Here is a 23326-nt window from a genome sequence, read left to right as displayed (position 1 = left end):
GGTTAATGTTATGGAATTTTATTTTCTCGGTACAAATGCAGGGGTGCCTACGATTCAGCGAAATGTAACGTCCATCGCTCTTCGTTTGCTGGAAGAACGAAGAAGCATGTGGCTGTTCGACTGCGGTGAAGGCACTCAACAAGAGGTATTGCGTTCGCCGCTCAAACTAAGCAGACTTGAAAAAATATTTATCACCCATTTGCATGGGGATCATCTTTTTGGTCTGCCGGGGCTGCTGTCGAGCAGAGCGTACCAGGGGGGAACGACACCACTGACGGTATATGGACCGCCTGGAATCCAGCAATATATCGAGCTATCTTTAGGGATCAGCCAATCGCGTATCAATTACCAACTACATATTGTGGAGCATACGGGCGGGGTTCTGTTTGATGACGGACAATTCCGGGTAGAGTCAGCTTTGCTGGATCATCGGATCGACAGCTATGGCTACCGAGTTGTAGAGATGGATAAGCCCGGTAAGCTTAACCAAGAACTGTTGGAGCGATATGGAATCAAGCCCGGCCCGGTGTACGGTAAGTTAAAGCGTGGGGAAAGCGTGGAGGTAGAGGGTGGAGTTATTTTGCACCCTCAGGATGTTTTGGGTTCGCCGAAAAAGGGGCGTATCATCACGATTTTGGGGGATACGAGACCTTGCCCGAATACGGTAGTGCTGGCTCAAGATGCAACTGTCGTCGTTCATGAAGCCACTTTTCTGCATGAACTGGCAGATACAGCGTACGAGTATCATCATAGTACGGCGCTTCAGGCAGCGGAGGCTGCAAAAGCCGCAGGTGCGGGTCAGCTAATCATGACACATTTTAGTTCTAGGTATAAAGATCAGGAGCAGCTTCAGCCATTGCTGGAGGAAGCGCGAAGCATATTTCCCAATTCATTGCTTGCGGAGCAGCATGTGTTGTTACCGGTACCCGATATCGGTTAATAAACGATTGGAGAAAGATATGTGCATGGGTACCGGGGCTTGCTCCGGTGCCTTTGTTTTTCACCGAAATTATTTTCCGGGAAAGCGCAGGATGCGACAAGAGATGAGAACCCGTACACGGTGGTGGGGATGAATTTGTTCTACCACATATGGAGGTATGTCATATTCGCGTTTCTATATATCGAATTTAAAGGATTTTATGTCTTGAGCATGATCAGGAAATACAGAAGATTTCCTTTGAGGAAATAGCGCCTTCGATGGATTTCGACGAAGATGTGAACTTATGTCATGTGAAAGCGACGGCTTTTAGCGAGGAATGGCGCTATTTTGCACGGTTTACCAGCAATTCATGGACTTCATAAGCATTTTTGACTTAAGATAGATGGGATGAATGGAGACAGCCGATTATTTTATAACCTGAATCATTAAGGTGGTTAAATAAGAAGGAGAACATCGTTCATAGGATGAATTATAATTTTCAATGCTATGATGTGAATGGATTTGAAGTGGGGGAGGGGATTGCGATAAAATCGTTACTAATTGATCTGGATGGAACCCTTTATCATGGAAATCGGATGATCAAGGGTGCGGATCTGTTCATATCCCGATTGCGTACAGACCAGATACCTTATGCTTATGTTACAAACAATGCTTCACGCACACCCGAATCGGTGGCTGAGCATTTGGTTGGTATGGGAATTAAAGCGGCCAGCCATGAAGTATATACTTCGGCGTTAGCAGCTGCACAATATGTAGCACAGCAAAGTCCTGGAGCTCGTGTATATTGTATTGGTGAGACAGGATTACGTGATGCACTCACAGGAGCCGGTTTGCAGCTTGTTGAGAACCATCCTGATTATGTGGTGCAGGGGATAGATCGTCAATTTACATATGATGCGCTGGCCGCTGCCATGCGTTGGATTCGGGAAGGAGCCACTTTTATTTTGACAAACCCGGATCTCCAATTGCCTTCACATGATGGGCTAACGCCAGGAGCAGGTACGATTGGAGCAGCAATTGAAGCGGCTTCACAGGTAAAGCCTATTGTCATCGGTAAGCCTTCAAGCGTATTGATGAATTATGCACTGAACCGCTTAAACATTAGGGCGGATGAAGCTCTGGTTGTGGGCGATAATATGCTTACAGATATTGCGGCAGGTGCAGCAGCAGGTTGTAAAACAGCTCTGATCCTGTCGGGCGTGACGACCCGCGCTAATATGGACGAGCATGTGCGTACCGTTGGAGTAAAACCTGACCTGATGTTTGAAAATCTCGCTGAATTGCAGGACTGGATGAAAGAAGAGCTGAGATAATAGAAAAAAGTATATGCCTTAGAAAACTTGCGAGCATTAAAAGCTATGTAGCTACGAAAGGAAAGATGTTGATATGCCGGAACTTCCTGAAATGGAAAACTACAGAATCTTATTATCCAAACAAATTTTGGACATTCCGATTACTGGAGTGACGGTTAGCCGTGAAAAGTCCATTAATACTGAAGTGGAAACGTTTGAGAAGCAATTGCTCGGAACGACCGTTGTATATTTAGAGCGTCGAGGCAAGCATTTGATTTTTCATTTAAACACGGGCGGACGGCTCGTACTTCATCTGATGTTGGGAGGGCTGTTATTTCTGGGAACGGAGGAGCAGCGTCCAGATCGTACAGTTCAGATCGAATTAGATTTTAGTGGAGTAAAGCTTTATTTTATCGGACTGCGCTTAGGTTATCTGCACTTGCTGACGGCTAAAGAAACAGAGGAGGCTTTGTCAGACCTGGGACCTGACCCGTTAGACCGCCGCATGACGTTGGAAAAGTTTACAGCACGGCTGAAGGGACGCCGGGGGATTTTAAAAACAACACTGGTGAATCAGCAGATTTTTTCAGGTATTGGCAATTGTTATTCGGACGAAATTGCTTATATCGCCGGATTTACACCGGGTTCCAAAGTACAAAACATTGTGCAGTCGCCAGAAAAAGTGGAAAAGCTATACCATGCCACTCAATCCGTACTACGTGAAGCTACTGCGGAAGGCGGGTACATGGAAATGCCTCTAATGGAGGGAGACACGCTAACAGGTGGATTTGATCATCAGTGTCGAGTATATGACCGCGAAGGAGAAGAATCTCCAAGTGGCGGAAAAATTGTAAGGGTTGAACTGGCGGGGAAAAAAGCATTTTATTGCCCGGTACAGCAGCATGATGCCTAAATTGCTCATCGGCTCCCATGTGAGTACGCGTGGTGGCTTTTTCAAAGCCGCTATGCGTGCGCGAGAGCAGGAGGGGCGTTCATTTCAATATTTCCCGAAAAATCCTCGTAGTCTGAGACTGAAGGAATGGAGTGCTACTGATGCTGCTGCTTGCAACGCTTACTGTGTAGAGCACCAGCTTCAATCCATTGCTCATTCGCCATATCCCGTTAATCCGGCTCATGGGTCTGAGCGTGGTCAGGAACTTTATGAGCTGACGATTGCTTCATTACGCAATGATCTGGATATTGCTGAAGCCTGTGGGTCAAAAGGGATTGTCGTTCATTTTGGTCACATGCATTCGTTAGACCCTCTAGAGGGCTATCGTAACATCATTAACTGTTTTAATGATGTGCTGGAAGGCTGGCAGGGAAATGCTAAAATATTGATTGAAAATCAGGCGGGGGATCATGGACCTATGGGAACCACGCTTGAGGAAATGGTGCAAATCCGTCAGTTGTGCCGGTATCCTGACAGTATCGGCTTTTGCTTGGACACTTGTCATGCGTATGCAGCAGGATTGTGGAACGGTGGAATGGACGAGGCTTTGATTGATAAAGGAAACCGTCTCGGCTATTGGTCAGCTCTATGCGGAGTTCACTTGAACGATTCTAAATACCCGTATGGCTCTAAAAAAGACAGACACGCTCGTGTGGGGCAAGGTTACATTGGTACTGAGGGCATGCGCTGGATGACAGATCAGGAGGCTGTAAGAGGCATTCCTATCGTTTTGGAGAGTGAGACGGGACCTGATGGAACACATCAGGAGGATATTCAAATGATTCTAAGCTGGGAGTAAATCAATCTGATTGATAATAACTATCTTTGAGGCATGTGAGCTTGCATATATGGGAAAAGGAGGAGAAGTTGATGTATTTGTTTATGGACGATTATCGGCCTTGTCCTCCGGGCTTTAAGCTGGCAAGAGATGCGGAAGAGTGTCTGCTGCTGCTTCATGAATATCCTATTACGATACTATCGCTAGATTATGATTTGGGTTCAGGTCAACCCACGGGAAAAGATGTGGCTGCTGCTATCGCAGGGAAACGGTTATATCCGCGTGAAATTTACTTGCATTCCTCCAGTCCAGAGGGGCGGCGAGCCATGTATGAGCTGCTCTATGCGAATAAGCCAGAGGGAGTCACCGTGCATAATGGGCCCATACCCGAGGAGCGTATGCGAGAGATCAGAAAAGGGTCTGAACAATGAAAGAGATCGGACAAAAAGACGCGCGCCGTGCCATATGGGAGGGATGCAAGCTGGCTTTGTTTGTGTACACTCCCATGTGCGGAACATGCGCGGCTGCCCGTAAGATGCTGGAGGTAGCAGAGCATTTGCTCCCCGAAGGAGCAGTGGTGCAGAGCAACATTAACTATATTCCTGAACTGGTACAGGAGTACCGGATATCCAGCGTTCCCGCGCTTCTTATATATAATGGTGAAAACAATAATCCTGAAATCATCTACAAAATGGAATCTGTAGAACACTTGCTGAGCAAAATAAGGAGCGTGATGGAATGATATCCATGAAGAGCATTACGTTGCAGCGGGAAGAAAGACGGATATTGGACGATGTAAGCCTGGATATACGAGAAGGTCAACATTGGGCTATTCTGGGTCGCAATGGTTCCGGTAAAACAACTTTACTGGAAATGATGACAGGGTATATGTTTCCAAGTCGTGGTACGGTTGAAGTGCTTGGGCAAATGTATGGTCAATGTGATGTGCGGGAGGTCCGCAAGCAGATCGGATATATCAGTCAGACCTTATTGGAAAAGCTGGCGCTAAAAGATCCAGTTTGGGAAGTAGTCGCTACAGGTGCGTATGCTTTTTTGCGCTTTTATCAGGAAATTCCAACAGAGGCAAAAGAAAAGGCCATATCTTTGCTGGAGGGTATGAATTTAGGTGACTTGATTCATCATCCGCTGGGGACGTTATCTCAAGGAGAACGTAAAAAGGTGATGTTGGCCCGCTCACTGATGGCGGAACCCCGTCTGCTAATTATGGACGAGCCTTGTGCTGGGTTGGATCTATTTGAGCGGGAAAAAATGCTGGTCGAGATTGATCGGCTCCGCAAGCGGGACTTATCAGTGGTCTATGTGACTCATCACATTGAGGAGATTGTCCCCCTATTTACACATGTTGCATTGATTCGTGATGGTAAGGTTGCAGCAGCTGGACCGAAAAAAGAAGTTTTAACGAAAGAATTGATTATGCACACATATGAAGTTTCGGTTGAGCTGGATTGGGATGGAGAACGTCCCTGGATTCGGGTGTGCGCTGGAGGGTAATGTTATTTTGGAGGAACTATATATGAGTACAGATGAACAAAGTGAATCTACTTTGTCATCATCAAGATTTATTTGTACGGCCAATCACGGTTTTGCACCCTATGCTCAAGAGGAGCTTAGAAGAATATTTGGCTCTGTGAAAAGTACGATGCTTTTACCTGGTGAAATTTTTCTGGCTACATTACCTGCGGAAGAAATTGAGGCAGTGAGGACAATTACAGGTCAGCCGCCGATGTTTTTACGTCACTTGTTTCCTGTTCATTTTCAGGAAGAAGGAACGGATCTGGTTCAGGTGCAGGAGCGTCTGGTTGCATTCATCCGTAACCGCAAGGAATTGATGGATCAACGTGTTTCTTTACAGGTGCGCAAAGGATCTAATAGCAGCTGGACTGAAAGCGCAGGTGCACTTAAGCAGGCTTTGAGTGAACAATTAAGTGATCTACCTATGGAGCAAACAGTACAAGGCGCCGATGTTATTGTGTCCGTTTTTGCAGATACAGATACGTGGTATGCAGGTGTATCACGTCCTGAGGACAACCTATCGGATTGGAGCGGAGGTGCGGTTCGTTTTCAGAAAGAAGACGGACAAATTTCCCGTGCCAAATTCAAGCTATTGGAAGCAGAAGTAACGTTCGGCATAGATTTTGGCGCTTTCCATCAGGGACTGGATATTGGGGCAGCACCGGGTGGATGGACTTCCTTCTTACTGGAGCGGGGACTGAAAGTTACTGCGGTTGATCCGGCAAAGATGGAGCCATCACTGATGAAGTACGCCAATCTGACTTTTTTGCGTAAAAATGCAAGTGAAGTCAAATTTAAAGAGAATTCGTTCGATCTGCTGGTTTGTGATATGAGCTGGAGTCCTAAGCAAATGGCAAGGCTCGTTACTGATTTACTATATAGTTTGCGAAGCGGTGGTACTGCTATCGTTACGGTCAAGCTAATGCATAAAAAGCCCTTGGCGCTCATTCATGATGTAATTGCTTCATTTGAGGAGTCCGGCATGCAGATTCAGCGAGCTAAGCAGCTATTCCATAATCGAGATGAGATTACCCTGTACATGATTAAGTATGGAAAATAACACTTTACAATAGATACAGGTGTGCTATATAATAAATCCAAATTGTTCCTTAAAAATAATAATGATGTTTAAATCAAGGGAAAGCATCCCGCGAAAACGATTTTCATGGCGACATGGAAATTTGATTTTGCGGCAGCTTTCCCTTTTTTGCGTTGTTTGCTTAAGAAAGGAGGTAGGAGAATAATGAAGCAACCATCACAGTTGGAATTCGGATCAATTGTTGGTGAACGTTACCGTATTGTGCGCACATTGGGTTCGGGAGGAATGAGCCGCGTGTTCATGGCAGAGGATTTAAAACTGCCAGGCAAGCAATGGGCAGTGAAGGAGTCGGTTGCCGAGCCACAAGTGATGAAGCTTGTACGCACGGAGGCAGAGATGCTGATTTCACTAAGCCATCCACGTTTACCAAGAATTGTTGATTTTTTTGAGCATCCCCCATCTGGAGCGGTATACCTGGTTATGGATTACATCGAAGGAATTACGCTGGAAGCATATATGAAGGGCTACCAAGGCTATATTCCACAGGAGCAAATCGTCCCATTCGCTTTGCAGGTACTGGATGTGTTGGATTATTTGCATACCCGTCAACCACCAGTCATTTACCGGGATCTGAAACCAACGAATATTATGCTGACACCGGAAATGGAATTTATACTGATTGATTTTGGAATAGCGAGGAGCTACAAGGCTGAGCTGGATCAAGATACGGTAAAGCTGGGCACAGTGGGCTTCGCTGCCCCGGAGCAATATGGAGCAGGTCAGACGGATGCTCGTTCAGACTTATACAGTTTGGGAGCGCTGCTATTGTATCTCTGTACAGGAGGCAAATATAGCGAGTGGACTGCGGGAGTAGAAGGATATATACGCGGGGAATTGTCTCGTCATTTGATTCCAGTAATTCGAAAACTGCTGCGTGAGAATCCTGAGGAACGATTTCAATCCGCCGGGGAGGTCATTGGAGAACTGCGTCGCAGTGCTGATTTTCAACCTGCTCAACAAGGAATATCCGTTAATGATGCCTCAATGGATTATGCAGGTACAAGGGTAGTGGCTGTACTGGGTGTCTCTGCCGGCTCCGGTGCTACGCATACAGCAATTATGGTGAGCCACTATCTGGCTCGAAGATCCCGCTCCGTAGCTTTGGTTGAGCTGCACAGCACAGCCAAAGCATTTGCCCGACTTCAAGAAGTTGTAGAAGGCACATCCGTTGGACAAATGAGTTCAAGTCGGCGTTTTGAAGTCGATGGAGTACATTACTGGCGACAAACATCGCGTGCGGATGTCATTTCTTTGTTGGGTGGTTCTTACAGATTTATCGTACTGGACCTGGGGAGTGGGCAGGATAATGAACGTCTGGAAGAATTCTTGAGAGCCGATTATCCGCTCGTCGTTGGCTCAGGGGCCGAATGGAGGGTTCAGGATATAGCAGGGCTAACCCGATCTCTTCAGCGCCACCCACAGCACAAATGGAATTACTGCTTGCCATTGGCAACTTCGGAGGCGGTTCGCAGGCTTCGTAAGGAGCTGGATCACGATAAAGTATTTGCTCTACCGTTCCACTCAGACCCCTTCGAACGGGATGATGAGATGGATCAGGTGCTGGACGAGCTGTTTCGCGGAGTTATTCCAGACACCCGGAGAAGACGCTTCGCATTCCTTAAGCGACGGCGCTAAATAGAAAGTATATATCAAAAAGAGGCAGGGGAGAAGTTGTGTGTCCAAGCTAAGAAAAAGCAGTAAACAAAAACTGTATGCCGGTTGCATTGGCGCTGGGATTGTTGGCATTATCTTTGCCGGCTACCTTATGGTTAATATCCATCAAATGAATGAGGTTAGGAAACAGGCTGAGGTAGAGGCAGAACTGAAATGGAAAGTGTATGAACAAGAGCAACGAACCGCGAAAAAAGGCTGGGCGGTTGTCCGTGACATTTCTCCAGGTGAACAGATTGCATCTAATGATTTGAAGGGAATTAAAGTTCCCGGTTCTCAGGCTCCATCAAATTTGCTGGCAGATAAAAGTGAAGTTTCCGGAACCACAGCCAAGATTGAGCTTAAAAAAGGATCTGTGCTTACATCGTCTATGATTACTGCTGATGAACCCACACCTAAAGATTTACGCAACCGTGAGCTAAAGGTGGTGGTACTACCCAACAGTCTAAAGTCGGGGGACGAAGTAGATATCCGCATACAATTTCCAACAGGTCAGGATTACATTCTATTATCCAAAAAGAAGATTTCCCGACTGGAAGGTCCAATTGTCTGGGTCACTTTGAATGAGCAGGAAATATTATCGCTTTCGAGCGCGATTGTTGATGCCTACCTGCATAAAGCATCCATTTATGCTCTGACATATGTGGATCCCCAATTTCAGCCCAAGGCAATCCCGACCTATCCGCCTAATGCGCAGGTATTAGCGTTAATGAATAGTGATCCGAATTTGATACACATTGCTGAACAAAAGCTGTCTAAGCAGCTGCGGGGTTCCCTTGAAAATGCAATTAATTCATCAAACAGTGTAATTTCAACACCCGTGGAAAGAAGTCTGAGTGAGGAAATTGCAGCTCAACATGCGGGTGCTACTATAGAAAACCCAACAAGCGGGATTGATGTTACAAGAAATGAATATGAGAATGAGCAGGATCATCAAGAACAAACAAAGATTCTGACGCAGGGTGGAAGCTCTGACCCGTATGCCAAATAAATGAGAGAAAAGGAACGGAAGTATGAAAACATGGATATTTGCCGGGCTTTGTGACAAAAGCGATACCTTGTTATACATCAGCAGCATATTAGCAGCTTCTGGCCAACGAGTACTGCTTGTAGATGCTACGCTGCGGGGACGGTATCGGTATAGCATAGGGATGCTTGACAAACCACTTCCCATTACGCAGTTTAGTGGTTTTGATGTAGCAATTGGATTTACAGCATGGGAAGACCTGCATATAGGTATGAGGGCTGATCAGAAGGCAGAGCAGGTTTATGACATTGTTATTTTAGATGTAGAGTTACTTGATTTTTGTCCAATTTCTGTTTGGAAAAGGGCAGAACTGCGAGTTTGGGTCAGTGATTATAGCCGCATGCTAATGCATAACGGACAGAATTGGCTTCAGCATTTATTCAGTCAACCTGAATTTCCCAAAGATCTTGTATTTCACAAGCTATTTTTACAGGCCGTGGATTGTGGTCTGGAGGAGCCGTATCTGTGGGAATACATGAATCATTTCCCGGCATCTTGGCAGCAAGAGCCATATATACTGCCATGGGATGAGGGGTTGCTTGCTCTGAAACTGGAAAATGAGCATAAAAAACAGCTAATACTAAAACCGCTATCCAGAATGTATAAGAAAGAACTATGCCGTTGTATTGGGGAATGGATGAGTTGGGAATTAAAGGTGATTCGTCGTGCGCTAAAGCGTGCGGAAAGGAGCAGAGCATGAGTACCATTTTGTTTTGGAGCCCCATTAAGGGGGCTAGTGGAAGTAGCTCTTTGGCGGCAGCAATAGCAATTACCATAGGCAATCTATATAGAGGAAGACTATTATTGACTCATTTGGGTCGTAGACATACTGGTATTGAATCAGGATTACCTATACAAGAGTATGGTATGGATGATCCAACCCTACAGCTTCAGGAAGGGGGCTGGGATGCTGCCGCACGTTTAGTTCTGCGAGGGACACTGTCTAAAGAAAATATTCGTAATTATACGACACCTGTACTCGAACATACTTTGGATGTACTTGAGGGAACCTCCAGCTTTGGAGCTGCACCGCCGTTACTGTCTCCAGGGCTTGTACGGGCAGTAATAGATACAGCGAACCAATATTATGATTTAACGCTAATTGATGCAGGAAGTGGAGCAGGATGGGGGGCTGTACAGCATGAAGCATGTGCACGAGCCAAACTGGCTGTTCTTTCACTCACTCAGAATATGCGAGAGTTAGACGCTTATTTTGAATCCGTGTCTCCGTTATCTACCTACTCATCGTTACCCTTATTAATAGTACTTGGAAAATATGATGTGCATTCTCAAGTGAATGAAGCGAATATTCGCAGGAGATATGGCTACAAAGGTGCTCTGTATACAGTCCCTTATAACACCGGATTTATGGACGCATGGAACCGCAGGGATGTGATCGGCCATGTGCAGCGTGAGGTACGAAGTGGAAAAGGGCAGCCTCGCAAGCTTTTTATGACTGTAGGATGGGCGCAGAGTATACGTCATATCAGCAAAGCTATTCTGGAGGCGGCAGAGTCCGATCTTCGGCTCAAGGCTTTGGAGAGGGGCGCTTAAATGCTGTCCGCTCAAATGATCAACGGATTGATTCTTACCTGTATAGTATTGATGTGCATCGTACTGATTATTGTAAAATATCGAGGGAATTTTCACTCGCGACATTCAACCCTTCGGGTAGAAAAAAAGAATGAAGATGCCACATTAGAAACATTAATAGAGTATATCAAAAATGCACTTCATGAACTAAGTCATAGCCAGATGGCGGATGCCGGATTGCATGAAGAGGAATATAGACGGCGTATCCATCAAAGGGCGGAACTACGCAGGGCATTAAAGGACTGTGCCAATGGCAGCAGTGGAGATAAACGTTTTGTTAAAAATCTGATGGCTGAGCTTCTGATTCACGGTTACGGCTTAAACGAGAAAATCGTCGATACTGTTATGCCATTCTCCAGACCTGAGTTGTTTAGCATACAGGATCAATTCGAAATTATATTTTACCAATACCAGCAGAAGTTTGGCGCTGATGCACTATCACGTTTACTGGATACTTATGACTTGGCCGAAATGAGATATTCACAGCAAGGTGAAGAAGATGGAAGTTATCTCGTTACCGCAGAGGACATTCGTTATATCTATGATTGTGAGTACCGGCCCCTTTCCTTTTTGGAGAAGGTGGATATTATTGTCCAGCGGATTTATCAGCATTATAAAGGCTTTTCCGTCATTGATGATATTCGTGACCAGCGGATCGACGGTGTAAGTGGGGGCGTCAGTGGTATGCCGGAAGGTGGGATTCCTGCATCATCAGACTGGCCTTCCGATGGGTATGTATTTGAACAAACAACTATGCCTACTGCCAATAGTTATGAGAGCGTATGGATTTTTTATAAAGGTAAAACGATCCATCTTTCGTTCCTTTCCTTCGGATCTGAGCGTGAACTTAAAAGGGTGTGCCAAAATATTTACAAATACAATTACCCGGGACAGCTTTCCGAAGCAAATGGTTATAAGGTCAATGAAATGAAGGATGGGTCACGGGTAGTGGTGGTACGACCTCCTTTCTCAGAATCGTGGGCTTTCTTTGTCCGTAAATTTGATATTCAAAGCGCATCGCTGGAACAGTTAATTAAGGGACAAAATGCTGATTTTCCAATCCAGCTACTTTCTTATTTAATGAAAGGCAGCCGGATTACTGCTATCACAGGCGCGCAGGGCTCAGGTAAGACGACGTTGTTAATGGCGATGGTCAAGCACATTTATGCTTCGTATACGCTTCGCGTTCAGGAAATGGCTTTTGAACTGCATCTACGCAGTATCTACAGTCGCCGTAATATTCTTAGCTTTCGAGAAACGGATCATATTTCAGGACAACAAGGGCTTGACTTACAGAAAAAAACAGATGGAACCGTCAATATACTAGGCGAAGTAGCAAGTGATGAAGTAGCTGCTTGGATGATTCAAATGTCGCAGGTTGCCAGTCTGTTCACCATTTTTACTCATCATGCCAAAACATTTCGTGATCTCGTGTTTTCACTTCGTAATTCATTGCTCAAAACAGGAGTATTTCAGCATGAAGGCATTGCTGAGGAACAGGTAGTTCATGTCATTAACTTTGATGTGCATCTCAAACGTGATGCGGAAGGGCGACGCTACATCGAACGGATCACAGAATGTGTGCCGCGTGACCCGGATCATACGGATGCAGGCTCCAATGCTTCAACGAGCTACAGTTATCGCCACGTTATGGAATATCGGAACGGAAGCTATATACCGATGGAGCCCTTAACAGCCAAAAGTGTACAAGAAATGTATGAGCAGATGAATGTAAATGATGCCAGAGATTTCCGCAGTTTTTTGACCCGCTATTGGGAGGAAGACTATGAGTCTTAAAGAAATTTTATTATGGATTTTACTTATATCAGGTGGGGGCTTTACGCTTCTATATATAGCTTTATGGGGGTTGCGTAAGCGCAGTAGTCATGCAGTTCGCAGAGAACGAATTTATTCTGTGAAGGAAGGGCGCAAGGGAAAAGCGGTACTGCAACGTGAGCTGCAAGCCTTACTGCATAAGTTGTACACGCTGTGTATGAAGGTCCCTTTCTTATCCGGATACATCACGAGTATACGTAAGCGACTAGCTGGTCAGCATGCCTACGATGAGTACAAGCTTCGCCTACAGACGATGAAGATGACACTGTTCATCTGGGGAGCTTTTGCTTGCAGTGGTGTTGTGCTGGTCATGATGAAGCCAGGAATAGAGTTTGCTATATTAGCCGTTTTATGCGGAGTGGTAATCAACAGTCTTATTTTGGATATGGCCATTAGCCGGATGGAAAAAAGGCTACTTGCACAGATGATCGAATTATTCGCCAATGTGCGTCACTATTACCATCAGCACGGTATGGTGGAGGAAGCTATATCCGAAGCGGCCGATTTGGCGGAGGCAGAGGCCGGAAGACACGCACGACTCATCCATGAGGCGCTAACAGATGTTGATCCGCACGAAGCATTGGAAAGATACTATGAATCGGCTCCTAATCGATTTTTAAAAGCTTTTGCCGGTATCTCGTATATGGTAATGGAGTTTGGTGATCGGGTTGAGGAGGGTGGCTCCATTTACTTGAAGGGGCTCGGCAGTCTCGCACGCGAAATCCAGTTGGAGTTGCTGCGAAGAAATAAACTGGACTATCTGTTAAAAAGTCTAAACGTGATCGCACTAGCACCTGTTTTCTTTACCATCCCAATCGAGACATGGGCGAGATCCAGCTTTCCCTCCATGGATGAGTTTTATCAGGGAAAATTGGGTTATATCACAAAATTATCCGTTTATATTGTGATAATCGTATCTTATTTCCTGTTACAGAAGCTACAACAGACCGACGAGACAGGATATCGTGCGGGTAGAGGACGGAGGGTTTGGGAGCAGAAGCTATACCGTTTTCCTATCATTCGTAATGTGGTGGATTCTTTAATTCCGCAACAGCATATGTCTTCTTATTTTCAAATAACCCGCCTATTAAAGGAAAGTGGTGCGGAGATTAGGCTGGAGTGGCTCTACATACGCAGAATGGCTCTTTGTATTATAGGATTGGTGCTCAGTATCAGTACGATATTTTTTTTACATGAAGCTGAGAAAACGCATATCCTTCACGCACCAGTGCAATCGGGTCAAATGTTTGGACGTTTAAGTCCGGTGGAGCAAAAAGAAGGTTTGAAGCAGAGTGAGATTGATCGCAAAATCATGCATTCGCTGAACATGAGGTCAAACAGCACATACGAACAGACGTACGCTGCTTTAGAGCATAATGCTAATGGAACTGCTACTCCTGAACAGTTATCCACAAATACTTGGCGTATCCTCCAAAAGCTAAAAGATTGGGATGATGAATACATCAAGTGGTGGGAAGTGCTGATTAGTTTGATTGTTGGGTATGCAGCCTATCAAATGCCTATGCTTTTATTATATTTGCAACGAAAAATGCGTCGGTTGGATATGAGGCATGAGGTGTATCAATTTCAAACAGTTATTTCCATTTTACGGGTTATAGAACGAATGTCTGTTGAGGAAATATTGGAGTGGCTGAACAGATTTTCAGTTATATTCAAAAGACCTCTGCAAAAATGTTTGCTTCATTATGAACATGGGCCAGAGGCAGCTCTCGACTTGCTAAAAGAAGAAGCGCCTTTGCCGGAATTTCAACGTCTCGTGGATAAGCTTCATTTGTCTTTAGGTAAAATTACGATTCGAGAGGCCTTTGATGATTTGGAATCCCATATGTCCTACTATTTCGAACAAAGAAAACAGGAGTATGAAAAAATAATAGACAGTAAGGCTATCTGGGGAAGGATGATTGGTTTTGCCCCGATGTATGGTCTTATCTTTTTATATTTGGTGATTCCGTTGATCGGCATGAGCTTTGTTCAAATGGATAACTATTATGAACAAATACAAAAAATTCAGTAAGAAAGTTAACCTATGACTAATACAAAATAACAAGCTAGGAGAGAAAAATAATGAATAACGCATCAACAGCTTTAAAGGTAGCCGCTGGGATATTTTTGACCATCGCTCTAATTACGATTGTAGTTATACTGTTTATTTCAGCCCAGGAGGCGACTAAAACGGCACAAAACAATTTTGCTGATATCCAGACCGAATTGTCTCAAGCCTCTTTTACGGTATATGACGGAACAACGATTAGCGGTTCCCAGGTGACCAATGCGCTGCGGAAGTTTCAGGGGAAGGACCAATTCGGCATTCAGATTAAAACCGGTAAAAATATGGCAGGCCAGTGGTACGGTAATGCTCTGAACATTAGCTCAGACAGTGAACAGTATGGCGCCGTGAATGGCGGCAGTGATAAGACTGGGAAAATCACGAATACGCTTAATGAGAAAGAGAATGAATACGTAAATCCAAGCGGCAAATTTAAGGCTGAAATCGTCAAAGACAAATCGAACGTGGTACGTGGGTTGTTGTTTACCCAGTCTTAAGCACTACAGCAGAAGATAATAATTATAAAGGGGATAAGAGTATGTCTGATCACGCTTCAAGTATGCTGCGGCTTGGTGTGTCAGTTATTCTGTTCATAACCGCATGTGTAACGGCAGCAGACTTGTCCAGCCAGCTGGATGGTGCACTGGAATTAAGATCACAGCAAGAGGAGCATTCTGAAGGGCGAATAGCCCGTACTCCTGGGGTGGGGTTGCCGGAACGGATTAAAGGAACTCAGGTAATACAGGCAATTCGCATGAACTTACAGGAGGGGATTTCGATTCAAGTCGACGGGACAGAGTACGATGCGTATTCTGAACCGTTTGAGCCTGATGTATCTGCCCTGGATGCTTCCTCTTTATATTCCATGCACCCACAGCGTAATGGAAATGGGGACATAACCTCTGTACGTTTTGAGAAATTGGGGGAAGACTGAAGTGGTTCAAACAATATCGAAGCTGATGGGGGCGCTGCTCGCTGTATTGCTTTTGTACATCGTACCCGCAGCTCAAGCTGCTGAACGGCAGGATGATATATCCGGGTTAAATACATATCATTCAACTGTACGTTTTGTTGATATGGTAAGAACCAAAGGTTACATTACGCCCACGATGTATAACGATTTTATGCGTGATCTGGAATTGACAGGCAATACGTACGAAGTTGACTTGGAGCATATGCACAAAAAGTATGTACCGGACTATGCAGATGCCGCGAAGCCAGACAGTTTTCTGGGCAATTATGAAACTGCATATGATGGGTACTATAATCCGCAAATCTTGCCTGTACTGTTTCCTGACAACCAGCAGTCAAAATCAGATCAGACACGTCGGTATACCCTGATGGCCGGGGATTATTTTACGGTTCGGTTACATAATACGAATCGGACTCCTGCAGACTTGTACAAATCATGGCTTCTTGGTGGGGCAGATAGCGGCAAGCCGGCAGTTACAGCTTCTTACGGGGGCATGGTTCTGAATGAAGATTACTGATTTTGCAGTCATATTTATACTTTTGTTTTTGCCCTTTGGTGTAGTTAGTGACTTACGAGTGCAGAATCAGCGTGAAGTGCAGCAGCTAGAAATGAAATATACGTCGGCTCTCCGTACCGCAGTTCAGGCTGCAGGGGTTGTGCTCTCACAGAATGAACGTCAGGAACGCGAGGCCGGATACGGATCGGATAAGTTTTTTCGTGTAGATAAAGAAGCAGCGCTGAACACCTTCCTGCACACCCTTTTTCTTAATGTAGGCATTGATGGGGATATAGTAGCAGAACGTGCATTATTGGATTACATACCAGCCATTGTAATTCTGGATTATGACGGTTATTATGCGTTCACTTCAGAAGCCTATACAGATGAGCATGGACAAGTTGCTATTAGCCACAAATGGAGCGAAAAAAAGCCATATGCCTATGTTGATTCAGTAGGCAACAGTGTGGGGTTCACCTTGGATAATTATGTACACGCATACGATACGCGGAATCACAGGTGGGTGGAGGGCTTTCAAAAGGAACTTCAGGATCAGACCTCTATATCTTTACTGAATAATTCAGAAACTTTTGAGCAAATACGTCGTTCCACCATTGTTCGTAGCGTTCAAGAGGACCTGGCGCGAATTATTAATGTCCATAACGAAAAAGCAGCACGTAATGGCATAACTTATTCGTTCACGCTACCGATCATTCCGCAAGAGGAATGGTACAACACGGTAGATGACGTGGGTCTGATCGCGTTTATCCAAGGCATTCCGGTCGGAGACAGGTATTACAATAACTATGGATTTGGTGGTGGGAGAGTCGTTAGAAAGCAAGACATTATCGGTGGCATAGAACCAGATACTGGAATGAAATATTTTTATAGAGATTCATGTCCAGCTCCCTTTAAAGCGAGTGAACGTTTTACGGATGAAAAATCTGCAGCAGCTGCGGGATACTTTGAGTACAAATGTTATAATGGCTTAAAATAATCACTCTCGTGGGTGGTATTTCTTTTTTTAGGCAGATCCATATCAAAAAACCTTAAAATTCACTGTTTTCAATATTCCGATATGGTTGCAGAATGTGCTACAATAAAGCTTTGAAAGAAACGAAATGCATATGAAATAAGAACAGTCGGCAGGGCCGATGACAATAAGGAGCCAAAAACAGCTTATGAGTTTATTGACTGTAGAAAATGTATCCCACAACTTTGGGGACCGCGCATTATTTAAAAATGTTTCCTTTCGATTGCTTGCGGGGGAACGTGTAGGTTTGGTAGGAGCTAACGGTGTTGGTAAATCGACACTCATGAACATTCTCACTGGAAAATTGCTTAAGGATGAGGGGAAAGTGGAATGGACTCCACGTGTACGTTACGGCTATCTGGATCAACACACCAAGCTGACACCGGGAAAAACGGTACGTGATGTATTAAAAGACGCTTTTCTTCCTTTGTTGGAATTGGAAAAGGAAATGATGCAGATTACTGACAAAATGGGGGATGCTTCTCCTGAAGAGTTGGAAGTGTTGCTGGAACAGATGGGTGAAATTCAGGAGCAACTGGATATGGGGGATTTTTACCTCATTGATGTGAAGGTTGAAGAAATGGCGAATGGACTAGGTCTGTCGGCCATAGGACTGGATCGGGATGTATCTGCACTTAGCGGCGGGCAACGGACAAAGGTGCTTCTTGCCAAGTTACTGCTGGAAAAGCCGAATGTCCTGCTGTTGGATGAGCCTACCAACTATTTGGATGTAGAGCATATTGAATGGCTTACGCGCTATTTGAAGGATTATCCCTATGCTTTTATTCTTATTTCACATGATACTGAATTTATGAACCAGGTCGTTAATGTTATTTACCATCTTGAATTTGCCAAGATGACCCGTTATTCAGCTAACTATGAAAAGTTTCTTGAAATGGCGGATCTGAACAAAGCTCAGCATATTGATGCTTATGAGAAGCAACAGGACTTTATTAAGAAACAGGAAGATTTTATTCAGCGTAATAAAGCGCGTGCTTCTACCTCAGGCCGAGCAAAGAGCCGTGAAAAGCAGCTTGATCGGATCGAACGTATTGATAAGCCTGAAGAAGCCGCAAAACCAACCTTTCAATTCAAAGAGGCGCGTGCAAGCGGAAAGACGGTATTTGAGGGTATTGATTTTGAGATTGGTTATACACATGCCCTTTTGCCTAAAATGTCCATGACGATTGAACGTGGCGAAAAGATTGCAATTGTCGGCTACAATGGTGTCGGTAAATCGACATTGCTCAAAACCATATTGGGAAAAATTCCGCCAATCAGTGGAAAAACCTATCAAGGTGATTTTTTGCAGCCCGCTTATTTTGAGCAGGAAGTAAAGGCGGAGAAAATTACACCGATTGACGATGTGTGGAATGAATTTCCGCATTTGAATCAGCATGAAGTACGAGCGCATTTGGCTCGTTGCGGTTTGAAAAATGAGCATATCACGCGTCCACTATCAGCGCTTAGTGGTGGAGAACAGGCTAAAGTCCGTCTTTGCAAACTGTTAATGCGTGAAAGCAACTGGGTATTGTTCGATGAGCCTACCAACCACTTGGATGTTAAAGCAAAGGATGAGCTGAAACGTGCCTTGAAGGAATACAAAGGGACCGTATTGCTTGTATCTCACGAACCGGACTTTTACGAGGATTGGGTAACCAAAACGTGGAATGTGGAAGAGTGGTCAAGTAAAGTTAACTAAATCAACTAAATCAACTAAATCAACTAAATCAACTAAATCCAGTTCTAGCATATTTCACACGAAGTGGGGTTTGCAGAATTAGAAAAATATGCTAAGCTATCTTTAGCTTATACAATAAAATAGTCACACTAGGGGAGCCGCCCATGCGGCTGAGACGGAATAAATGGATTTCGGACCCTTTGCACCTGATCTGGGTTATGCCAGCGTAGGGAAGTGAGCGCCGTACAAACAAGGCAACACCATCTTTATTTTTGTTTGTGCGTGGGACGATACACGTATACGGATATCATGGTCCGTTCGATTATTGGACGTTCGTTAAACCACTTCCTTGGGGAAGTGGTTTTTTTGCGTTTCGTTCATTTTAAGTAGTTCGAGCTTCCGTAGACGATTCACATATAATCCCCTTTCATTCCTGCTGGTAGACGTGGCTGGCTAAGCTTAGATCCTTTAGTCCAATGTGAGGTGAAGACAAAATCGAATTACACGCAATTTCGATGGAAAAGGGCACTTTTGCACATGCCGCCCAAGTGGCTGCTGTGATTTGTCCGTATGTTCATTATGTACACGCACGTTTAAAACAGAATGGTGCCTCTGCATTGCTTTCTTTGACTCGCAGCCTGGTGGAGCAGGAAGTTCCTTTGCAACAAATTGTAGTAAATGATCGTGTGGATGTAGCTTTACTTACTTTGGTCAGAGCCGTTCAATTACCAGCTAATGGATTACCTGTTGTGGATGTGAAAAGCCTACTTCCAAAGGGTACACGCTGTGGAGTGTCTGTACATTCCTTGGAGGAGATGCAAATTGCTGAGCGGGCAGGAGCGGACTATGTACTTTATGGTCACGTATATGAGACCCATTGTAAGCCCGGTATTGTACCGCGGGGTTTAGCTCAGCTTGAACATATTTGCAGACTGTCAAACATTCCGGTGATTGCGCTAGGCGGCATACAACCGCATCATATCCCGGAGCTTTATAGGGCCGGAGCAAGCGGAATTGCGGTGATGTCTGGTATATGGGAGGCTGAGTCGCCCGTTGCAGCTGCAATGGAGTATAGGCGAATGGCAGACCTTGTAGTTCACAGCCTGTAGCGAGAAAACGAGAGTAGAGGCAAGCTGAAAGCAGAAGGGTTTATGGAGAGGAGATACGGAACAAATGCTAAAGATACACACAGAGGAAAGAGTGATTGGACACGCTGAATGCTTGGTCATAGGTGGAGGTGTCATAGGCAGTTCCATTGCTTATCATGTGGCCAAGGAGGGAAGAAGTACGATTATGCTGGAACGATTGATCCCGGGTGAGGGAGCCTCAGGAGCAGCGGTTGGAATGCTGGCAGCGGAAAGTGAAGAGTTCACCGACTCTGAGCTATCACGATTTGCTCGCATAAGTCGAGATGCATTCCCTGAGCTTGTCTGTGATCTAGAGCGTTTGTCAGGTATTTCGGTGGAATTCCGTACTGAAGGGTTTGTGACCCCTTTCCGTACGGAGACTGAAGGCCAAAAACGCTGGAAAGCTGCTAAAACGCGAGAGGGTGATTGTCCTATCTGGTGGGATGCGAAAGAATTGGCCCGACGAATTCCAGGTTTGGATGAACAAGCGATCGGGGCAATATATCGTTCAAAGGAGACACAAGTGGTTCCTGTCCAGCTTTGCCGTGCTTATGCAGGTGCTGCTGCGGTGCTGGGAGCAACGGTATGGTCTGGTACACAGGCAGAGCAACTGGTCATACAGGATGGTCGAATTTGCGGTGTCCGTACAGATAGTGGTTTTTTTTCCTGCGATCAGGTCATTATTGCCGGAGGCTTGGATAGCATGAAATTGCTAGCGCAGGTTGGGTTTGAATATCCACTTTATCCGGTCAAGGGCGAAGCGGTAGCGGTCTCCTTGAAGGATCACCCGTTAGAATATACCATTTATGCTGATGATATTTACCTCGTGCCTAAACAGAATAACGAGCTTTGGATTGGGGCAACGAGCCTTTCGCATCAATATGACGAAGAAGTAACCGTAGGAGGCTTGGAGGGGTTGCTGGCACGTGCCTCTGCCTGGCTGCCGCGCGTCCGTGAAGCTTCTTTTATACGCGCTTGGGCGGGCTTACGTCCGCAGGCTGTATCAGGTCATCCTTTTATAGGCATTGTTCCTGGGGTCGAGGGCGTATATGCTGCAGTCGGGCATTATCGTAACGGTGTCCTGCTGAGTGATGCTACCGGGCGTGCGATGGCAGCTATGCTTAATGGGGCTTGTGCAGCAGAACTTGGGATAAGTAGTTTTTCTTCTGAGCTCCTCAAGGAGAAAAGCTTATGAAGCTGACGATTAACGGCCAGAGCCTGACCTTTTCTAATCGAATCACTCATGTGAATCAATTGCTACATGAGCTTGATGTAAAGGTGAAAACCGTAGTGGTGGAGCTGAATCGGCATATATTGACCCGTGAAGATCATGATGAAGCGGTACTGAAAGATGGAGATTGCCTAGAGATTGTACATTTTGTGGGAGGCGGTTGATTATGTTAACCATTGGAAAAGCATCTTTTACCTCGAGGTTGTTGTTGGGAACAGGAAAATTCTCTGATCTGGATATCCAATCCCAAGCCGTAGAGGCTGCTGAGACGGAAATATTGACGTTTGCTGTACGGAGATTGAACTTGGAGGAACGGGATAAGCAGCATTTTCTCGATATGCTGGATTTGAGCCGGTATACACTTCTTCCCAACACAGCAGGGGCTACAACAGCAGAGGAGGCGATTCGTATTGCCAAATTGGCAAAAGCCTCCGGCCTGTGCGATATGATTAAGGTGGAAGTCATTGGGGATAGCAAGACACTGCTGCCGGACCCATTTGAAACGTTGAAAGCTAGTGAAAAGCTGTTAGAAGAAGGCTTTATCGTGCTGCCCTACATATCGGACGATGTGATTCTAGCAAAGAGGCTACAAGAGCTTGGAGTACATGCCGTTATGCCTGGAGCTTCACCGATTGGTACAGGACATGGTTTGCTTAATCCGTTTTCATTAGGTCTAATTATTGAACAGGCGGAGGTTCCGGTTATTGTCGATGCGGGTATTCGCTCACCCGGTGACGCGGCCATGGCGATGCAGTTAGGGGCAGATGCTGTTTTGTTGAATACAGCCGTATCAGGAGCGAAGGACCCGGTAAAAATGGCCGAGGCCATGAAACTGGCTGTTCGTGCTGGAAGATATGGTTTTGAGGCGGGGATGATTCCTGTAAAACGTTACGCTTCAGCAAGCAGTCCGATAGAAGGTATGGTTCAGGCATGAAGGTAACTGACAAATCCGGTGCAGGAGGAACACATTCAAGTGACCGTTATTCCAGACAGGAAAGATTCGCGCCCTTTGGACCGACAGGACAACGTCGGCTTGCTTCTTCCCACGTACTAATCATAGGTGCCGGAGCGTTAGGTACAGGTATTGCGGAAACGCTCGTTCGCGGGGGTGTAGGTACAGTGAGCCTCGTAGACCGGGATTATGTGGAATGGAGCAATTTGCAGCGCCAGCAGCTTTTTCAGGAAAGTGATGCTGCGCAAAGATATCCCAAAGTAGTAGCTGCTCAGCGAAGATTAAAGGATATTAATTCGGAAACGGTTATACATGCACATGTACTGGATGTTGGGGTGGAAGAGCTGGAAGAGTTGATCCAAGGGGTAGATCTCTTGATGGATGCAACCGATAATTTCGATACCCGACTTCTTATGAACGACATGGCACTCAAGCATCGGATACCTTGGATTTATGGGGGATGTGTAGGCAGCTATGGTGTAACCTACACCATTTTACCGGGTCAAACGCCTTGTCTTCACTGTCTGCTGGGAACTATACCGTTTGGTGGGGAAACCTGTGATACCGCCGGGATTATTCCGCAGGCTGTACAGATGGTCACGGCTAACCAAACTACGGAAGCCTTCAAACTTCTTGGCGGATATCCGGAAGATTTGAGAGGAAAGTTACTTTCGTTTGATTTGTGGAAAAATGAGTATGTAGCGATAGCGGTAGATAGCGTTAAAAAGGAGAACTGTCCTTCTTGCGGCAGCCAACCGACGTATCCCTATTTGTCGGCCTCTCATCGGCAGAAAACAGATGTTTTGTGCGGTAGGGATACCGTTCAAATTAGACCAGCAAACCCGATCCATCTGAATCTTGCAGAAACGGCAGATAGATTTGCTTCTTTGGGAGAAGGAAAAGTAGAGCGAAATCCGTTTTTGGTTTCCTTTAGTACAAGCGAGCATCGCTTGGTTGTTTTTGCAGATGGCAGAGCGCTGATCCATGGGACAAAGGACGTGGCAAAAGCAAGAAGTCTGTATCATCGCTATTTGGGTTAAACCA

General features: G+C 45.4%; 24 protein-coding genes and 1 riboswitch. All 24 genes read left to right on the top strand.

Annotation, left to right across the window (positions count from 1 at the left end; translation table 11 throughout):
- Window positions 1-10: 10 nt before the first annotated feature.
- The 24 genes from rnz (at window position 11) to ACYCS5_RS29050 (ending at window position 23322) form a co-directional block, all read left to right on the top strand.
- Window positions 11-940, top strand: coding sequence for a ribonuclease Z (rnz, locus tag ACYCS5_RS29165; RefSeq protein WP_029517417.1), 930 nt, complete (start codon window positions 11-13; stop codon window positions 938-940).
- 464 nt (window positions 941-1404) lie between these two features.
- Window positions 1405-2253 carry a TIGR01457 family HAD-type hydrolase gene (locus tag ACYCS5_RS29160; protein WP_081317588.1) on the top strand — a complete coding sequence of 283 codons (849 nt, stop codon included), beginning with the start codon at window positions 1405-1407 and terminating at the stop codon, window positions 2251-2253.
- A gap of 73 nt (window positions 2254-2326) precedes the next feature.
- Window positions 2327-3145, top strand: a complete 819-nt coding sequence (locus tag ACYCS5_RS29155; RefSeq protein WP_025724124.1) for an Fpg/Nei family DNA glycosylase — start codon at window positions 2327-2329, stop codon at window positions 3143-3145.
- On the top strand, window positions 3135-3983 hold the full coding sequence (locus ACYCS5_RS29150; protein ID WP_185156338.1) for a deoxyribonuclease IV: 849 nt from the start codon (window positions 3135-3137) through the stop codon (window positions 3981-3983). The genes ACYCS5_RS29155 and ACYCS5_RS29150 overlap by 11 nt, the downstream gene beginning before the upstream one ends.
- Window positions 3984-4054: 71 nt before the next feature.
- Complete coding sequence (locus ACYCS5_RS29145) at window positions 4055-4393, top strand: cyclic-phosphate processing receiver domain-containing protein (RefSeq protein WP_029517420.1); 339 nt, start codon at window positions 4055-4057, stop codon at window positions 4391-4393.
- Window positions 4390-4704 carry a thioredoxin family protein gene (locus ACYCS5_RS29140; protein ID WP_029517421.1) on the top strand — a complete coding sequence of 105 codons (315 nt, stop codon included), beginning with the start codon at window positions 4390-4392 and terminating at the stop codon, window positions 4702-4704. The genes ACYCS5_RS29145 and ACYCS5_RS29140 overlap by 4 nt, the downstream gene beginning before the upstream one ends.
- Complete coding sequence (locus tag ACYCS5_RS29135) at window positions 4701-5474, top strand: ABC transporter ATP-binding protein (RefSeq protein ID WP_029517422.1); 774 nt, start codon at window positions 4701-4703, stop codon at window positions 5472-5474. The genes ACYCS5_RS29140 and ACYCS5_RS29135 overlap by 4 nt, the downstream gene beginning before the upstream one ends.
- Window positions 5475-5496: 22 nt before the next feature.
- Window positions 5497-6555: an SAM-dependent methyltransferase gene (locus ACYCS5_RS29130; protein ID WP_165146666.1), complete on the top strand. Its 1059-nt coding sequence runs from the start codon at window positions 5497-5499 to the stop codon at window positions 6553-6555.
- A 180-nt stretch (window positions 6556-6735) separates the two neighbouring features.
- A complete protein-coding gene (locus tag ACYCS5_RS29125; RefSeq protein ID WP_318627362.1) occupies window positions 6736-8229 on the top strand; it encodes a serine/threonine-protein kinase in 1494 nt (497 codons plus the stop codon).
- Window positions 8230-8269: 40 nt separating this feature from the next.
- Window positions 8270-9256 (top strand): SAF domain-containing protein, encoded by a 987-nt coding sequence (locus ACYCS5_RS29120; protein WP_459760585.1) that lies wholly within the window; start codon window positions 8270-8272, stop codon window positions 9254-9256.
- 22 nt (window positions 9257-9278) lie between these two features.
- Entirely contained in the window at window positions 9279-9992 is a 714-nt protein-coding gene (locus tag ACYCS5_RS29115) for a hypothetical protein (protein ID WP_340885634.1), read from the top strand.
- Window positions 9989-10846, top strand: coding sequence for a hypothetical protein (locus tag ACYCS5_RS29110; protein ID WP_165146657.1), 858 nt, complete (start codon window positions 9989-9991; stop codon window positions 10844-10846). Before ACYCS5_RS29115 ends, ACYCS5_RS29110 begins: the two co-directional genes overlap by 4 nt.
- Entirely contained in the window at window positions 10847-12682 is a 1836-nt protein-coding gene (locus ACYCS5_RS29105; RefSeq protein WP_459760584.1) for a pilus assembly protein CpaF, read from the top strand.
- Window positions 12672-14756 carry a hypothetical protein gene (locus ACYCS5_RS29100; protein ID WP_459760583.1) on the top strand — a complete coding sequence of 695 codons (2085 nt, stop codon included), beginning with the start codon at window positions 12672-12674 and terminating at the stop codon, window positions 14754-14756. Before ACYCS5_RS29105 ends, ACYCS5_RS29100 begins: the two co-directional genes overlap by 11 nt.
- Window positions 14757-14806: 50 nt before the next feature.
- A complete protein-coding gene (locus ACYCS5_RS29095; RefSeq protein ID WP_459760582.1) occupies window positions 14807-15286 on the top strand; it encodes an ABC transporter permease in 480 nt (159 codons plus the stop codon).
- A gap of 41 nt (window positions 15287-15327) precedes the next feature.
- Window positions 15328-15723, top strand: a complete 396-nt coding sequence (locus ACYCS5_RS29090; RefSeq protein ID WP_459760581.1) for a hypothetical protein — start codon at window positions 15328-15330, stop codon at window positions 15721-15723.
- A 1-nt stretch (window position 15724) separates the two neighbouring features.
- Complete coding sequence (locus ACYCS5_RS29085; RefSeq protein ID WP_459760580.1) at window positions 15725-16279, top strand: hypothetical protein; 555 nt, start codon at window positions 15725-15727, stop codon at window positions 16277-16279.
- Window positions 16266-17255, top strand: coding sequence for a hypothetical protein (locus ACYCS5_RS29080; RefSeq protein ID WP_459760579.1), 990 nt, complete (start codon window positions 16266-16268; stop codon window positions 17253-17255). The genes ACYCS5_RS29085 and ACYCS5_RS29080 overlap by 14 nt, the downstream gene beginning before the upstream one ends.
- Window positions 17256-17439: 184 nt before the next feature.
- Window positions 17440-18993: an ABC-F family ATP-binding cassette domain-containing protein gene (locus tag ACYCS5_RS29075; RefSeq protein WP_023988981.1), complete on the top strand. Its 1554-nt coding sequence runs from the start codon at window positions 17440-17442 to the stop codon at window positions 18991-18993.
- Window positions 18994-19113: 120 nt separating this feature from the next.
- A riboswitch (TPP riboswitch) is annotated at window positions 19114-19222 on the top strand.
- Window positions 19223-19487: 265 nt separating this feature from the next.
- Window positions 19488-20081: a thiamine phosphate synthase gene (locus tag ACYCS5_RS29070; protein ID WP_459760578.1), complete on the top strand. Its 594-nt coding sequence runs from the start codon at window positions 19488-19490 to the stop codon at window positions 20079-20081.
- A gap of 64 nt (window positions 20082-20145) precedes the next feature.
- Window positions 20146-21294 carry a glycine oxidase ThiO gene (gene thiO / locus ACYCS5_RS29065; protein WP_459760577.1) on the top strand — a complete coding sequence of 383 codons (1149 nt, stop codon included), beginning with the start codon at window positions 20146-20148 and terminating at the stop codon, window positions 21292-21294.
- Window positions 21291-21494: a sulfur carrier protein ThiS gene (thiS, locus tag ACYCS5_RS29060; protein WP_029517436.1), complete on the top strand. Its 204-nt coding sequence runs from the start codon at window positions 21291-21293 to the stop codon at window positions 21492-21494. Before thiO ends, thiS begins: the two co-directional genes overlap by 4 nt.
- A 2-nt stretch (window positions 21495-21496) precedes the next feature.
- On the top strand, window positions 21497-22264 hold the full coding sequence (locus ACYCS5_RS29055; protein WP_459760576.1) for a thiazole synthase: 768 nt from the start codon (window positions 21497-21499) through the stop codon (window positions 22262-22264).
- Window positions 22261-23322 carry a ThiF family adenylyltransferase gene (locus ACYCS5_RS29050; RefSeq protein ID WP_165146617.1) on the top strand — a complete coding sequence of 354 codons (1062 nt, stop codon included), beginning with the start codon at window positions 22261-22263 and terminating at the stop codon, window positions 23320-23322. The genes ACYCS5_RS29055 and ACYCS5_RS29050 overlap by 4 nt, the downstream gene beginning before the upstream one ends.
- The last annotated feature ends 4 nt before the right edge of the window (window positions 23323-23326 follow it).

Source organism: Paenibacillus sp. SEL3 (assembly GCF_054602585.1).
Note: the sequence above shows the minus strand (reverse complement) of the source record. Positions and strands in the feature narration are given on the sequence as shown.